This window comes from Candidatus Paceibacterota bacterium, from assembly GCA_035452965.1.
Lineage (GTDB): Bacteria > Verrucomicrobiota > Verrucomicrobiia > Limisphaerales > UBA8199 > UBA8199.
Map to the genome: position 1 here is coordinate 247039 of DAOTCE010000002.1, position 16974 is coordinate 264012.

Genomic DNA, 16974 nt, shown 5'->3' on the forward strand with positions numbered 1-16974 from the left:
GGTCGTCAGGCAGTTTCGACACGCTGGATGGCAATTGCAAGCGCAAAGCTCCTACTTTATCAGCCGGTAGTACCGCGGGCTGGAGCCGATGGGATCATAGACGACGTACTCGTCGCCAATGGTGAACACACCGGTTGCGGGCGGGAATGGGACGTTAGCCCAGGGACCACCAGTCAGCGCCGGTTTGTACTGGAGGGTGTAACCAGGGAAGACGGTTGACCAGGAGATGCGAACCAGGTTGGTGGGCCAGATCTGGATGTAAAGCCTCGGCTGGAAAGCAAAGACCTGTACGACACGGTAGAAGCCTCCGGCCGGGACAGGCCTGACTTCGAAGGTGGTAAAGGTCGTGGTGGCGGTGATCGTGCCGATATTGGTCCACATAACGGGCGTCGCAATGCTAGGCGTATATTGGACGATGTAACGCTCGCCCACGACAGAGTTCCAGCTCACGAGCAAACCGTGCGGAGGCGCCAGCGTGGTAAGCGTGACTTGCAGCGGTTGAGCGCTGGGGAGCAGGCCGTTGCGATCAAGGAGAACGGCCCGGATGGTATAGGCCACGTTAATGTCCTCCTTGTTGTATACTCCCAGATACCAATGCCCGCGCAGGTCGGAGACGGTCGCGTCTGCAGGGATGGCTGGGTCTGTGCGGACGACGATTTGCTCGGGAGCGCGGCCAGAGAAGAAGCTGCCTTCGAAGTACGGCGCCATGGTTGGCGGCACCGTCCTTTCCAGCACCAGGTCGGCGTCGCCAGACAGGTTGTAGAGTTCGAACAGAACTCCGGACGTCGCATTGCTGATGCCGAGATCGAAGAAGACCCACTGGGGCGGTCCGGGCGGCGCGGCGAAAGCGCTGGCCGCAGTCGGCACGACGAAGGGGATGCCGTTGGTGAGCGGGATAATCGTGGGGTAGTTGGTGGCGGAGCAGGCCTGGACAGAGAAAGCAACGTTCGTAGCAGAGGTGTTGAAGACACCCACGTACCAGCGGTTGGTCTGAATCGGGAACGGGGTGGTGTTGGTGACCAGCATGATGATCTGGTCGTTGGTGCAGGGCTGCTGACTGATATAGTCAAAGTGATTCAGGTCGGGCAGCGGCAAGTGCTCGCTCAAGACGACCTTGAGGTTGCAGTCGGCGCCGGGAAGCCAGAAAGAGACCGCTGGTGGCAGGGCGCCGGGAAGCGTGTTGTCAGCTGGCACCTCGAATTGGAAGTAGCGCGGAATTCCCGCCGGACCAACGACGTTGGAGACGAGCATCTGGCAGTTGGTGAGGGTGATGATGTCGAACGAGACCCCCAGAGCAAAAGTGACGCCGACAGGATTGGGATTGGTGAGAGCCAGATAGTAGGGTTGGCCGATAACCAGCGGCGGCGTGGTGTTGTCGGCGAGGGTAGTCAGTCCGGTCGAGACCAGCGGGCCGATCAGCGGGATGTCCGCCGATGTGGGGAAATTCGTCTGGTTGAACAGGACGGTGACCGGCAAGGGATTGACGGTGCGGGCCTCGGCAGCGAAGTGAAGGATGTTGGTGGCCAGCAGCGCCCACTGCGGCACCGGAACCACGAAGTACTGGACGCCATTGGCCGGAAGGGTATTGGTGTAAGCGATGCCGTGAGTGAGGGTAATGACCGGCGGCGGGTTGCTGGGGGCGAACCCGAGGTTAAGTTGCCACTCGATCAACTGGGCGAGGTTGGTGTCCGGGCCGGCCCGGTTGTCCCAGATTTCGAGCGTCCAGATGCCATAAGCATCTTCGCCTGCCAATTCCGCCAGAGAGACTTCGGGGAGATAATAGAGCTCCGGCGGCAGTTCGGTGAGGGTAATGCCTTCCACGAGGGTGCCGGGCAGGAGGCTCTCGAGAGTTAGGACCGCGTTGGTATTCAGGGCGGTGAACCGCACGCTATGCGCGCGCCACTGCGAGTTATCACCGTAAACAACGTCCTGTTCAACGCCATCCACGGAGACCTTAAGCTTGGCCAGGCTTTGGCCAATGGGCACGGAGCGATCGGACTTGCCGGCGGTGCGGGCGGCGGCAATGGCGGCGATCTCGGGCTCGGTCAGGGCGCGGGCATAAACCGATAGCTCATCCAGGTAACCGCAGAAGGGCTCGAAATTGTCGTAGCGGCTGACGTTGCCAATCGTAATGCCGGGTTGAGAGGACGAGTCGAGGTTGCCGAAGGGGCTTTCCCCGGTGAAAGATGTCTCGATCGCCCCGAACACAGGGTCTGAGAGGAAGACGTTGGTCAGGAGCTGCCCATCCACGAAAAGACGCATCTGGTTGGTGGGCCAGGGCGCGTTATTGGTCCACTGCACATTGGATTCGAAGACGGCGGCGATATGTTGCCAGGTATTGGTTTTAATAGGGTGATTCGTCGTGACCAGCGATACCCCGCAGCCCGGGCTAGTCTCGCTTTCAACATGGAATACCAGATTGAATTCCCAGGTGTCATCAAGCTGCATAGCCAGGTAATACGGATCCAGGCAGTCCCTTGAGTCGCCACGGAAGAATATTTGCTGGAAGGTGGAAACCCCGATGTCGTTTGTGTGCGAAGGGACGGGGTTTATCCAGCCCTCGATGGTGAACGAGTTGGTGAAATGGAGGTTGAGCGGGTCGCCCAGCTCAACTTTGGGGGCAAAGGCATACCAGGGGGAATTGGTGGGCGGCCAGGGAATACCGGGGAAGAAAAGAGTATCGGACACATTGCCGTCATTGACGTATCCGTCGGCGGAGACAGTGGCGGAATTAATAAACGCGCCGTTATTGCCGCTAAGGATGTCCTGGGCGCGCCGGCTGAGCGGTTCCACGCTGCCGTCCCACCAGCCGACCGCGCACGGGCCGCGGAGGTTGTAACTGAGCTGGTAGCGGTGGCCGGGGCTGGTCGGCAGGAGGCACTGAACGGCGCCGGTGGCCATGGCCAGCCAGTTCGTTCCCAGCGGGTCGAGGAAGGCGTTGCTGACGACCGTGACCGCTCCGGTGGTGACAGTCCAGTCCCGAGTCCCGATCTCGGGGCTGTTGGTGCCTCCCAGGATGATGGCGCCAGCCTGGTAAACGCCGGCGGTGGCATTCTGGAAACTGTTGGAGAAAATGAGGACCGGCGGGAAGTTGGTGGCGGTAAAGGGGGCCGGGGCAAACTTGATCGGGATGGTCGCGAGGTTGGTATTCTCGGTGAAGTGCAGCAGCCCGTCGAAGGACTGCGGGACCAGTTCCGACAGGACGAAATCATCTACCACGGCGTTGAGATTGTCGGGGGCATTGGCGTCGCCAGAGACGTAGGGATTCGAGCCGCGCACGACAATGGGAGTTGGATTGGTGGAGGTGGAGAACGCAATCGTGTTGGTCTCCCAATGGGGTCCGTTGGTGGCCCAAGCGAGGCCATTGGTGAAGGTGAAGACTTGTATGCCGGCCGGGGTATTGGACAGGGTGACTTCGGTAACGACAGGGCAGACGAGGACGTTGGTGCCGTATTTGCCGCGACCTCCGGCGTTGTAGATGGCATTGACCTCGCACGGCGAAAGGGCGCGCTCATAGACGCTGAATTCATCCAGACCGCCGCCAAAGGAGGTTCCCGGCGTCGGGCCGCCAAAGGTCCAACTCAGGATGTCGTGGTCTTCCCACGCCCAACCGGTCCCGGCGGTGAATCCAACCCAGGCGTTGCCAGCCGTATCTACCGCCGTTGCCATAGGCACCGGAACATTTGTAAACACCATTACCCCGTCCAGCCAGACCGAGAGCGTCGCGCCGTTGAAAGAGATCCGAGCCTGGTGTACGGCTCCATCTTTCAGGTTGATGCCTAGTTGGTTCAGGTCCACTTGGCTAACATATCCAGCGTTGGTCACTATCCCCACGGAGTTGCCACTGATGTCACAACCTGGGCCAGCAGTGCACGATGGCCAGTTCCAAAACGCGTTGAAATGGACGCTAACGCTGTTTGTCCCCTCCTGCAACCCGCCGAAGTTAAGTGGGGTGTTAGGCCCCACGTTCTGGACGGCGAACGTTATCCCCTCTCCTCCGGGAGTAACCCCAGGGCGGCTGCCAGTATTGCTGTACTGGAACCGAAACCGCGTGTCGAAGCCAGCAGCGCAGGGTTGTTTAATTGTCGCCCACGCCTGCCCGGACACTGTGTCTGCCGCCGGGGTGAGCCGCAGCACATTCCCCAACTGTGTGGCACTACCGACCAGATTCAGCCCGGCGGTCGAACTGAAGTCGCTGTATCTGATGGGCGTCGGCTTCAAGGTCGGGTCGTAGCCGAGATAGAGATCGCCAGCGGTGCGCGGCACGAAATTGGTGGAGAATTGCGCCGTCGCGGCGCTTTGCCCGTTCGTGTAGAGAACCGCCGTGTTACTGTTGGTATCGTAAGTGAGGGCGACGTGCTGCCAGCCGGAGTTGGTGATCACATTCGGCAAGGTGGTAATGACATGCGGCTGGGAGTTGGTGTCCCAAATGATGGCGCTGAGCGAGCCAGGCCCGTTCGTCAACCCCAACCAGAACTGGACGCCAAGCGGAGACTGGTTGGTGGGATATGCCGGGTCATACCATTCCACCAGCGGGGCCGGGCTGGCAATGTCGAACGGGTTGATCCATCCTTCGATGCTCAATCCGCGACCGATACCCAAGTCGAGTTCCGGGCAGTAGGGGACGACCATTCGGGTGGCAACGCCGTCGCCAATGTAAGCCTGATTGACTTCGCCGGACAGCCCGCTGGTCAGCCGGACCCAATCCACCGCCACATCCACCGACGCCGACCCGCCAGGGATCCCCACGAACTGGGAAAGACCGAGCTTGAAACCAGAGGAGAAGGCCGAAGCCCCGTGGGCGAAAGAGAACCCGGCCAACTCCGTTCCAGCGTCATTCAGCAGCGCAGCGCGTACGCCCTGGTAAGGCGCAGCCGACAGTACCAGCCGATACCAGGTATCATTCTGGAAGTTGAAAAGGAGGTGGTTATGAGTACCATCAATACTGCTGCCTGCGAACAAGTCACGGGTCGCCCCCCAGGACCCCACAAAGAGGCAGATGGTGTCGAACCGGTTCGAATTGGCCGCATCTATGACCCAGATTTCGATCAATCCTTCTATGTTGCTACCGGGGCCCTGATTAAGTGTATTGAAGCGCACCTCGTAGCGGAAATCCTGCCCCTGGAAGGTTGTGCCTGAACTCCAGCCACGCCGCTGCAGAGGGCCGAACGTATTCGACAGCCGTATAACGGTATTGGTGCCGATGGTGGTAAAGCTGTAGCTCGGCGCTCCCACGTAGGTCTCATGCAGAGGGTCATTCCCACCGCCAGCCGCCGGCAAGGAAGGCTGCCATATCGTATTTAGCGGCCCGGCAAAGTCATCCGTGAAGTGCCCCGCATTGCCGGTGGAGAAGGCAACGTCGCCCAACAAAAATCCATCGAAACCGCCAAAGATGTCCGCCCCGTCAAAGTCCAGCGGCCACCAGGCGACCATGCCTTTGAGCCAAGGCAGGTGATTGACCCGGTAGGAGAGGGTATAGGGATACGAGTTAGTGACCAGAATCGCGTTGGTCGTGGGCAGGGTGTTGGACACCGCGCCGTCGAACAGGGCCAGGACGTGGTTGCTGAGCCACGGGTAGGTGAAGTCGTCCAGGACCTCGACGTAGTTGCTGAGCACATTCCAGCCCTGGAACACCCCGCCGGGGGCGTAGAGGCCGACCGGGGCAAGGTCGAAGTTGTTGGTGTAAAACGGCTCCATCACGTAGTTGGTGCTGAGGTTGAAGGTGCCCAGGCCGTTGGTGGAGCCGGCGCCCCGATTCTCGAAGAGCAGAACCCGGGTGCCGCTGGGGCTGATGAGGGTGATGGCCAGATCCGAGATGCGCGGATCCTGGATGAGCAAGCCGACGTCCACTGTGGAGACGATCCGGTGGAAGCTGTTCGTGATGAAGACGTCGGTGATCGCGTCGTCGAGGATCGGCACTGGTTCCTTGACGTCGGGGGTGGCGACCGGCTGGAGCGTGAGCAGGGAGAAGCCAAAGGCGGCGCGGATATTAACCGTGATGGGCGTGTCGGTCCGGTTGCAGACGCGCACCCGGTACGTGCCGGCCCGCAGCGGCGGGACATCCGTCTGGTCCGTGGTGACTGCTCCGCCAATTGTGTTGGTGACCTCGGTGCTCTTGCAAGTCCCCCCGCTCAGCGGGCAAAGTTCAATGGTGTAGTCAACGGGTCCGGTGGCGGAAACAACCGCGACGGTAATGGTCAGGCTGACTGCGTTCGCGGGCACGTCAATGAAATCATTGCGGCAGGATCGACCCTGAATCGTGGCGGTGACGCCCTCGCCGGTGAGGTCAGGCTGGCGCTCGAGGAAGATCCTGAGGCCGACATTGGTGCCGAGATGGCCGAGGGAATTGTCCACCATGGAGAACATCCATTGTCCCTGCCCTTCTTTGCCGGCGAAATTCGCCAGGGTCCCGGGTCCATCGGTATGCTGGACATGGGAGTTGAACAGGAACGGGTCGGGACCAACATTATTTTCGTCGCTGTCGTCGTAAATCCACGTGGTCCAGGTCTGGCAGGCATCGCCGGCGAGCACGCAAGTATGGTTGTTAAGGACGGCGAAATCGTCCCCGTGACTGAGGTTGCCGAGCAGGTCGGTGGTCAATTCGTGGTTGATGATATTCGTGACGATAGCGCGGCGGACCTGGATTTGCTGGACGGCGACGGCGAGCACAAACACATTCGTGGAACCTTCGGGCGACCCGTCCGGGATTGCCACAAACGATGGGAAACCGAGCAGCGAGAGATCGCCGTTGGTATTGCTGCTGCCGAACGGCTCGCGGCTGAAAACGCCCACCAGCGCGTATTCGGCGGCCTGCTGGTCTTCGGACTTGACGCCGATGTAATAGACGCCGGGCGTGGCATTGGAATACACGATTGTCTCCGTGCCGCCGCGGCCCAGCGATTTGGTGGCGGCGTCCACGACGGCCGGGTCCAGGTTCGTCAGCGAGAAATAGTTGGGAACTGTCGGTGGCGCGACATACAGGTCAATGTCGGCCTCCGGGCGGGTGGCTAGCTCCGCGCTGGGTTCGAACACGCCCATGCGCGGATCCGCCAGGTTGGCGGGCAGGAAAGTGAGGAAGGCGGCGTTGGTGAACGAAGTGTCGTTGGTGATAACGTAGAAATGCCATTGGTTGGTCACCCCGAACGTGAGGACGGCATTGGCGGCGTTGCTGATGATAGTGGTGTTGGTGCCCAGCAACTGCGGGTTGGCGCCGACGCGCTGATGAAAGAGCATGCCGCCGGCAAAGTCCGGGGAATTGGCGAAGCTGTTGCTGATCGCCGTGATCAGGGGCTGATTGTCGAAGGCCAGCGTGATGCTGGGATTCAAAGCGATGGCATTCGTGATCAGCCCATCGTCGCTGGAGATGACCAGGGCGTAGTCCTGGCAGACGTTGTTGGTCTGGGCCGTGACGGCGTTGACGTTCACGCGGCGGCCCGTAACGGTAATGGAGTAGTTGTTGCTGATGCCGAGAGCGGGGGAGAGGAACACATTCTCGACGTTGTTCACCGTGTCAATGTTGGGGGTCGTGTTGGTGCGCCAGGGCTCGTTGTAATCGTGGCCGGTGGTGATGTCGTTGCCGAAGTAAACCAGGTTCGTGTTGTCGAGGTTGGTGACAACCAGGTCCAGATTGTTGACAAGCTTGGTGCTGGCAACGGGATTGCCCGGCGGATCGGTCCAGACCAGGGTGACGCGCAGGCGCTGCTCCTGGGCTTCCGGGGAGAGAGAGATTCTGTAGGTGCGGCTTTGGCCGGTGGCCAGCGCATCAGCCGGACTTTGGTCAATCATGACCAGCGAGTTGGTGGCGGCGCTGCTGTTGGTCAGGGAACCCGGCAGGGTGGTGGGGAGGTTGAGCAGGCCCCAGCCCTGGGAATTGACGGCGGCTCCGACCTCGAAGTCGTAGAGGTTGCCGACCGAGCGGGCGCCGTTAATCAACAGGGCCTTCATGAGCGCCGGGCTGTTGGTGCGGCCCAGCCGCTGCTCGAAGAACTCCTGCATCAGGGCCAGGGTGCCGGAGACATCGGCCGCCGCCATGCTCGTGCCGGATTCGTAGCGATAGTAAGGCCCTAGCGAGTCGTTCATCCCGGCCAATACCTCGAGGCGGTTGTCCAACAAGTTGGTCACCACAACATCGGTCACCAAATCAAAGGGAACAGGCTCCCCGGTGTCATTGCCGATGCCGAAGTACCAGTCAGCGTTGACAGGGTTTAAGGCGGCGTCCGGAGGCAGGGAGATTTGGTTGGTGCCTACGGCATCATACCCGCCCGGGCCGTTGGTGGGGATGTCCGACTGTTTGACATAGATGGGCAGGTTCGGGAACGGGTCCGGCGAATTGGTGTTTGGGTGGACACGCAGGTTAAGCTGGACGGCATTGTCGGGAACAGAGACTGAACTGATCCACAGCATGTCGGTGGTCACTACCAGGTTCGGGTAGATGCCGATAATATGACTGGTGGGATTGTAATAGGCGTTGGTGTCCCACTGCGCGGACTTGGTGGAAATGACAAAGGTGCCCGGGGCGACGAGGTCGGGCTTAAACCGGCCGGAGGTCCCTTCGACGCCCCGCCCGACCGGGCCGCGGCCGGAGAAGCCGGCGACCTCGTCATTGGCATCGGCCACGGACAACCATGGTTGATTGGTGGTGCAGTTGGAGTTCGTGTCGACGGTCGTGCATTTCCAGGTCCTGTTGGTGATATTCCGGAGCAGCTCGATGGCCCCAACGGTGATAACGTTCTTGGCGGTGCCGGGCGACTGGATCGTGTCTCCAACGCCGGTGGTGCCTTCCGAGTTGCCGCCGCCGTTGTTGCCGGCCGGGAACACCACCAGCAGCGGTTGAGAGCCCGTCACCGTGGGCAGGGCGTCGCGGACCGCGGCATCGTAGCTGGCGGCATGAAGGTCGTAGGATTGGGAGTCCGGGCCGACATAGTTCCAACTGTTGTTGGAGATAAAGGCGTTAGTCCGCGCGGCGGTTTGCTGCAAGTAGCCATCGGAGGGCCACGACAGGGTCGCGCCGTCGCTGGACGGCCTGCTGGACATCGCAACAGGCAGGGCGAAGAGCCGGGCGGCGGGGGCCTTGCCGCGAAACTGGTTATTGGTGCCGCCGTACGGACCTTCGGGACCCGAGGCGTTGGTAACGCCGGAGGATTGGCCGCCGCTGCTGGCGATAATGCCGGCCACATGCGTGCCGTGGCCGTCGGGGTCAACCAGAGTGTTAGTGGTATCGCCCAGGACGCGCGGGCTCAAATCCGGGTGGCTGGCATCCACGCCAGAGTCGTTGATGTTCACCAGCACGTTGGAACCGCTCAGCCCGAGGTAATTGTTCGTGGCAACCGGGTCGGTGGCGACGCCTATCCGCACACGGCTGAAGTCGTTGGCCGGGGCGCGCGGCAGCGCCCATTCCACCTCCTGAACGCCGGGCAGGCGGGCGAGCGCGGACAGCTTGTTCGCCGGAGGGAACACCCGGAGCACAGGCCCAAAAGGCGAGCGCTCTTCGTCGCCGACGATCCGGGCGCCCATCTTCTCCAACTCGGCCCGGGTCGTCTCGCGCGCATCGGCAAAGAGCAGCACGTTGAGCGCGCTGTTGTCCGGCAAGCGATCCTCCGCCACCGCCAGCTTAAGCAGCGAGGGCTTGAGTTTGTAATAGGGTTCGTAAGGCAGGACCGCCTGGGTCTCCGGGGCGGCTTTCAACTGCTCCGCCACGGAGGCGGGGCCACGCACGAGAAACGCGTTGTTTGGAATATAGGAGACAATGACCGCCCCGGCGGCTTGCAGCCGGGCGCGGAAGGTGTTGTCAATCGGCCCGCGCGCCTGGACGAAATAGGTGCCAGGATCGCCCTGGGCGCGCAGATGGTCGGGAATGGACGGGGTGGCCCGGGTGGTGTCGAGCAGCGCGTTTTCGAGCAGGATGGCCTGGTCGCTGCGCTGCAACTGATCCAAAGGAGCGGCGGTGTTGCTGAGGCGAAGGGCGAAGTGGCTCGTGTTGCGGGCGGCATTGTTGGTGGGCGGTTGGGCGGCCGGCGGCGAGTTGAGCGTGCCGGCCTGGGTCAGGAGTTGGAAGGGGGAGAGGGCCGGGCCGCGCGTGACGGCCTGCGTGGCGCCTGGCACGGGTTGAGCGGGAGGAGGCGTGGCGCGGTTGGCGGCCCGCCGGTTGCCCAGGTGCCAGAAGTAATAGGCGCCGGCGAAGCACAGCATGCTCAGCAGCAGCCAGAGTAGAGGTCGCGAACGCATAAAGAGGGATAGCTAAAGCGGATCAGATCAGTCCGGGGGCAGGACGTTGAAACTTTCGATGACGGGGTGAAGGGCGTTGATAGCGGGCGGGAGACCACGCTCGTAAGGCTGGATGCCCTCGAAGCGAACAACCGTGCGCGTGGCGGACTCCGCCATGATTTGGTAGTTAGTGCAGAGGCCGGCAAAGGTGCCGCTGGGGACCGGCTGGGTGGGCTTGAGCGTCTGGCCGAACGCGTAGATCACAAAGCGCGGAACGGTATCCACCTTGAGCAGCCCGGCGATCTGCTGCGGCAGGCGCTCGTAGGCCGCGTCGTTGAGGCCGTTATTGGCCAGGGAAGGCGTGCCCGCGAGGTTGAGGAACGGCGAAGCCACGGTCAGCTCCGGCACGCTCAGAATGTCGCCCAGGCGCCGGAAGACGTGATTCGGATACACCGGCATGGGGGCGTTCGTGTTGGCCCGCGCGGCGTTGATGGCGTGGACGAGCCGCACTGTGGGCGGCCACGTATTCGTGTCGAAAGCGTCATAGACACCCGCCGGCTGGATCACCGCCGGGGCCAGGATCGGTTTGCCGGCGGCATCCACGTCATTGGTCAGCGTGATAACCCCGCTCAAGACGGCAGACCAGGCCGCGAGGTTGGTCTGGTTGATGGACAACTGGCCGCGGGTGGCGTTGTTGTTGAGCGCCGAGGTAAAGAGGTCCAGCAGGCGCCCGTCATTGTTGGGCTGCATGAAGGCGGCGTCATTCACCCAGTTGTTGATGGGCACCAGATTCGTCGCGAGCTGGCCCACGTTGACGACCACCTGGCCGTCGCCGCTCCACCTGCGCCAGTTGTTGAACCAGCCGGCGAAGTTGCTGACGCCGAACGACTTGAGGTACACCGTTTGCCAGGGCGTGCCGCGGTGAACGCGGCCCAGCCAGCCCACGTTCGGGAGCTTGTTGGCCGGGAAATCCCAGTAATCGGACCTCAGCATCAAGGGGTCTTTGACCGTCAGGTCGAAGATTGTCGGACTGGAACTGCCGCCGTACGGATTCCCACCCCACGGTTCATAGCGGGCATTGACCTGGCCGAGGTTGGCCACCGGATCGGGCGTGGTGGAGCTGAACTTGTCGAGCACGAGATTGGTGCGGACCAGGTCGGTAAGATCACCGGTAGTGTAATGCACCAGCGGATCGTTGGCCTGCCACGAAGTCACCAGATAGATGTTCCGGAGAGGCTGGTAGGGCGCGGCAAACGTGTTGGACTTGTAGAACACGGTGTTGGGAGGGTGCGTAAAGATCGGCCCGAGGTTGAACTGGTAGCGGAAGAAATCAACCGCCGCCGTCCGCCCCATGCCCGGCGGGAAGTCATTCACCGCGCTGTTCCAATCCGCCTGGTCAAAATATGGCCGGTTGCCCAGGCTGACCTGGAGCTGGTTCCTGATGCCGTAGGTCGGCAGGTTCTCGTCGGCGATGTTCGGATAGTGGTTCGTGCACCACATGCTCCCGTAGCTGCCGCTCGGGGTATAGGTAGTCCCGCACTCCCCGCCCTGGGTCAGGGCGTCCGTCAGGTTCACCACATTCTGCTCGGCCAGGTTCACATAATCCACAATCCGGTCGTTATCCACGATCGCAAACCGGAGCAGGGCCTTCACGAGGAGCCCCCAATGAGGGACGTAAAACGCGGGATTCACCTGCTCAAACAAGCCCGTCGCCGGCACGAAAGCGGGGGGATTATGGTGATAAGTCGAGTTCTGGAGGAAAACGAGATTGGTGGCTAGCGGGACGATAAAAGAGGCCCGATCCTGGAACGGGGGAATGTAGCCAAGCCAGTTGTTGGTAATGAAAACGATGTTGGTCGTGTAGATTTGCGGTGGAGGGTTGAGCACCAGGCTATTCTCATTGGTCAACACCACCCGGATGTCGGGCTGGACGTGGAGCCGCAAGGGGCGGGTGAAATTGGTCACGTAGGAATTCCAGGCCTCGAGGCCGAGGACATTGGAAATGCCCACCATGAACATCTGGTTGGTTTGCGCTATCGGGGAGGTTGCGCCGCTGGCCCGGCGGAATTGAAGCTTGCGGGTCACCTGCACATGCGTGTGCATGGCGAACTCGTTGAAGTTGGGGAGGTTCTTCCGGGCGCCGATCACGAGCGGCACGTTATAGACCATGCTGTAGGGTTGCATACTGCCTACCGAGTTGGTGTTGTTCAAGTCCACCATGGTCGCATTCAGAACGCTCACCGCACTGGTAACCTCCTCATAGTTACGGATGAACACTCCTTGATTTTGTACGTTGAACACAGGGCGGAACACAGTGGGCAGGTAGGGATAGTTGGTGAGATCGGCCCGATTGGTGGTAGCGTCGTACATGTTGGCGGCAAACTGGAAGATGCGGTGGACGCTGGGGGTGTAGAAGTTGGCGGGCCAGACCCGGATGTAGAGATTGGTAACGAGCAGGCCGTTGACTACGTTGGTTACCAGCAGGGAGGTATTCGTGGGATTAGCGGCATCGCCGACGGTGTAGCCCGCGTCAACCAGCAGCCGGATGGCGGCGTTGGTGAAGAACTCCTCCGCTATCCACGGCTCGAAGTTCGTCTCCAGGTTGGGCACGACACGGCCGTTGATCACATTGCGGTAATTGAGGTTCATCTTGCCCGACGGCTCGGGGGCGGAGTCGGTGCCAAGCTGGGAGAGCAGGCGGTAGAACGTATAGCGATTGTAGGAATCGCTGTTGGTGCCGGCCATCTGGAGGCGGTCCGTGAAAGAGTCCCCGGCGACAACCCACGGCGGCCGGGTCTTGTTCTGGTCAAACAAATCCTGGGTGCTGTAGAAGCGGTTGGGATTGTCCGCGCCGGACCAGGGGGAATCCACTCGTAGCAGGTCGGCATCAGGCGGCGCCGGCCACCAGGTGCCGAACATCAGCGGGCCGGCGGAGTATCCATCCACGAAATCCGTGCTGAAGGCGTCGACGCCGGCAGGGAGCAGCGTGGACACACGCGCGAGGTTGTTGTAGTCGCCCGCATAGCGGTAGCGCAGCAATGCAGCGGCATCGTCGGCCGCCTTGCCGGTGCTGGCCTGCATAAGGTTCGTATTGTAGCTGTAGTACTGAAAGTTGTACGGGTTCGGCGCGGTGGACGGCCACATGTTCGTGTTGAGGTCCACCAAAAAGGCGGCCAGATTCATCTCAGCGCCAAGGACGCCCTGGTTGCGGAGGAACCCGTCGCCGGGGCTGTTCATAGACAACTGTTTGGCGTTGTTGTGGAGGTAATTCATGTCCAGCGTCTGGCCGGCGGGCACGACGAAATAGGCGTAGCGGGAAGTAAAGAGGTTCTTGGGGGAGTGGGCATACTCCGGGCGCTGCAATACGCCGATCCATTCCGGGTCGCCGACGAAGAAGTTGCTCAAGATGCCTTGCGGCGGAGGCCACCGGTAAGGAATGAAATTGGTGCTTAGATCGTAGAACCCTAGAGCACCTCCTGGATCCCTTACGACCACTGGCTGAGCCCCATTGGGATCAGCCATTCCGTTACGGTTCAGGTCGAGGTAGAAGCGGAACTCAGTGGAATTGGCCGCGAGCAGGTTGGTGATGAAAACGGGCGGCCGGGGGTCATAGAGCAGGTTGGCGATGTTTTGGAGCCGCTGGTTCGGGCTGAGCGGAGTGCCCGTGGTTGTGTAATCGTAGTTGACGTTGGTCGGGTTGGGAGTAACGACCGGCGCCGCGCCGGGGTCAAAGCCGATGGGGTTGATGAAGTTCGTGGAAACCAGCGTGCGGTAGTTGTATTCGTTGGTCCAGGTGATGAGTGGGGCGAGGATTTCGACGATGGCGCGATCGCGGGCGGCGTCGGCGGCCAGGCGGGCGATGGCCTGGTCGGTTTCGGTGGCCACCGAGCCATGCTGGCTGCGGCTGACGACCAGGAAGGTGACGGCCATGAAGGTGATGATGGAAAGCAGGACCAGCGTGATGACCAGGGCGACGCCGGCGCGGCGCGTGGTCCGCGGTCCGCGACGGCCGGTCTGTAAGGCGTGTGGTTTCATTGGTAAACCGAGGGATCTACGTTACGGATGGGAATGCGCTGGCGAAAGAGGTGGATGCGGCCGCTGACATCCGAGCGCTGGAGATAGGCCAGGCGGGCGGCGGCGGTGGGCATCGAGCTGTAGCGATCCCAGGTGTGCTGATCAAGGATGCCCAGCTCCAGCTCCAGCGCGGCCGGAACCGCGTTGCTCCAGAAATAGCAGCCCGCCAGGTTGTCCGGGTAATCGTCGTTGAGCAGTGTCGTGGCTTGCTGAATGATGGTAAAAAAGGCGGGCGTGGTGATGGCGTCGCGCCGGAAACACGCCACATTGGTGCCGGACCAGGAGCCATAGACAATGGGGAAGCCATTCGTCGCAAAGCCGCGGAGGTGGAAGTGAATGACGCCGTCGCAGACCCGGTTGGAGATATCGAGCGAGGCGACGGAACCCGAGGCGCAGGCATCGCGGAAGCGCAAGTAGAGCTGGCTGGGATCGGCGGGAAGCCCGTCGGACCGCAGCACATTGGTCGAGGCGCAGTAGCGGTAGAGGGAGCCCACGCCCAACTGGCCGGGCCCGCATTCCGGCAGCCAGAGGCGACCGTTGGCGTCGTTGGTGCGGACGCAATAGCCGACCCCGGTCCAGGTCTGGTTTTGGCGCAGCAACACGAAGCAATCCTGCAAAAGGTTGGTGCGCAGGAGAGTGGTGCCGGGCAGCGGCTGGGTCAAGGGGGCGGAGTTGGGAATCACCAGCGCCGCGTAATTGACTGCGTTGTGGTCCGACGGGGCGGCCTGCTCGAAGTCGCGCGGCAGCATTTCGGTGACGGCCCGGCCCGCCTCCAGCTTGTCCACCTGGCTCATGCTCATGCGGAAGGCGCGCTGCACCTGGGAGAATGTGGCGTAGAGGCCCAGGATGATGAAAGCCAGCAGGGAGACCGTGACCAGGATTTCAACGAGGGTGAAGCCCTTCGTCGCGTGGCCGGTGGTCCGCGGTCCGTGAGCGGTAGTCAGGGGTAGTTTCACGGCGCTTTGACGTAGTTTCGGGGTTCGAAGAAGTAGAGCGTATAAGCCGGGTCGTTGGGGTATCCCGGTTCGCGCACCGGCGCGAGCTGGCCGCCTACCAGCGTGCGAAATGACTGCCCATTCCTGCCGACTTCCCCGCCGGTGCGAATGGGCCAGCGGAACAGCAGGCGCAGGTCGTTCAGATTGGCCTGGAGGTTCCTCGCCAGCGCCACCGAGTTGGGGTCGCTCATCCAGCTCTGGTCGAAGTAATTGGTCCAGTAGGGGACGACCTCCGAGGTCAGGCGATAGGTGAAGGAGAGCTCCTGGACCGAGGCGTTGTCCTGGGGAAACTTCTCGCTGGCCGGCCCGCTCATCGCGCGAAGGTAAGCGGTGACCTGGTTCTTGGTGAAGCCCGTGCTGGCAGGTCCCTGCACCGGCGGAACCATGTATTTCGGCGTGCTCAGCAGGCCCACAATGCGGAAGCCGTTGGTGATCGGGAATGGCGGGGTGAGCGCGCTGCCGTTCAGCCAGGAGCCCGTGAAAGTGTATCCGTAGGAGTTGGTTACGCCGTTTGAGATCCCATCAGCGTCATAGTAGGTCACCGTATTGGTGATCGCCATGACGCAATTGGTCAGTTCATCCAGGCCCTTGGCGCCGTTGCGAATGGCGTTCAGCAAGACGGTGGCGTCCTGGTTGATGATCGTCTCCTCGCGGTTGATCTTCTGGGTGTTCATGCCGATGGGCAGCACGCCGATGATGGCGACCAGCGCAAAGCCGATGATCGCCAGGCTCAGGGCGATCTCGATCATGGTGAACGCGCGGCAGCTGCGCGGTGTGAAACGTGAAGCGTGCGGCTTGAGGTGTGCAAGTTCAGCCTGCGCCTGGCATTCCACATGATGCCCCCGGCCTTCGCTCTTCGGAGTTCGGACTTCTCTGCTCATTGCACCTTTCTGCGCTCAACCCGGGCGCGGCCGGTCAGGCGGTCTATGTAAACCAGGCTGAAGTTGTCGTAGGTGTTGCCGGGGGGCTGCTCGGTCACGGCCGGCGGCTGCGGCAGGGCCTGCTTGCTGTTCGGGTCGCGCGCGAAGGAGACTCGCCCCTCGGCGACCGGGATGAGTTCCGGCTGGCCGGGCAGCCCGGAGATGAGCTGGCCCATGCCGTCAAAGGCGATGTAGGGCAGCGCGACCGGCACGGTGACCGGGTTGTCCTCGCTGGGAAACGGGATGTTGTTGGTAACGGGAAATGGCGGGATGTAAACCGGCGGCCCTGCCGGGGGGGTCATGGTGGCGTTGCTCAAATAGAGCCCTCCCACGAGGAATTTCTCCACCGGAATATAAGCGCCGGCCGGCAGCGACTTCCACGAGGAGAGGTAGCGCGGCGTGCTCACGCCCGGCTGGTCGCCCACGCTCCGCAGGGTGAGGAAGGCATAACCGGTGAGCTGTTTGTCCAGCAGCGGCTGAACGCGGGCGAGGTTGGTGCCGTTCAAGCCGGAGTAGAAGTTGGTGAACAGGAAGACCATGTACACGGGGGTGCGCTGGCTGACGGCGAGCTGGCGGGCGCGGGTGACGGCGTCGAGCAACTGCCGGGTGCCGGCGACCTTGACGTTCGGCTTGAGGCCCCTGATCGCCGGCAGCGCGATGGCCGCCAGGATGCCCATGATGGCAATCACCGTCAGCAATTCCAGCAACGTGAAGGCCACCACCGTCCGTGGCCGCTGGCGCTCGCTGCGGGGTCCGTAATCTCTGGTGTTCGCCTTCACGGT

General features: G+C 61.9%; 5 protein-coding genes. All 5 read right to left on the reverse strand.

What is annotated here, in order from left to right:
• Window positions 1-51: 51 nt before the first annotated feature.
• The 5 genes from P5205_03000 to P5205_03020 are packed head-to-tail and all read right to left on the reverse strand — an operon-like array spanning window position 52 to window position 16971.
• Complete coding sequence (locus tag P5205_03000) at window positions 52-10224, reverse strand: S8 family serine peptidase (GenBank protein HSA09316.1); 10173 nt, start codon at window positions 10222-10224, stop codon at window positions 52-54.
• Between the two features lie 27 nt (window positions 10225-10251).
• A complete protein-coding gene (locus P5205_03005) occupies window positions 10252-14238 on the reverse strand; it encodes a hypothetical protein (GenBank protein HSA09317.1) in 3987 nt (1328 codons plus the stop codon).
• Entirely contained in the window at window positions 14235-15233 is a 999-nt protein-coding gene (locus P5205_03010) for a prepilin-type N-terminal cleavage/methylation domain-containing protein (GenBank protein HSA09318.1), read from the reverse strand. Before P5205_03010 ends, P5205_03005 begins: the two co-directional genes overlap by 4 nt.
• Window positions 15230-16153, reverse strand: a complete 924-nt coding sequence (locus tag P5205_03015) for a type II secretion system protein (GenBank protein ID HSA09319.1) — start codon at window positions 16151-16153, stop codon at window positions 15230-15232. The genes P5205_03010 and P5205_03015 overlap by 4 nt, the downstream gene beginning before the upstream one ends.
• The gene (locus P5205_03020; GenBank protein HSA09320.1) at window positions 16150-16971 is read right to left on the reverse strand and encodes a prepilin-type N-terminal cleavage/methylation domain-containing protein; all 822 of its coding nucleotides are present in this window, start codon (window positions 16969-16971) and stop codon (window positions 16150-16152) included. The genes P5205_03015 and P5205_03020 overlap by 4 nt, the downstream gene beginning before the upstream one ends.
• Between the last annotated feature and the right edge of the window lie 3 nt (window positions 16972-16974).

Bases quoted from the DNA above. Each gene is read 5' to 3' on its own strand.
- P5205_03000 (HSA09316.1), bottom strand. From the start codon at position 10,224: ATGCGTTCGCGACCTCTACTCTGGCTGCTGCTGAGCATGCTGTGCTTC.
- P5205_03005 (HSA09317.1), bottom strand. From the start codon at position 14,238: ATGAAACCACACGCCTTACAGACCGGCCGTCGCGGACCGCGGACCACG.
- P5205_03015 (HSA09319.1), bottom strand. From the start codon at position 16,153: ATGAGCAGAGAAGTCCGAACTCCGAAGAGCGAAGGCCGGGGGCATCAT.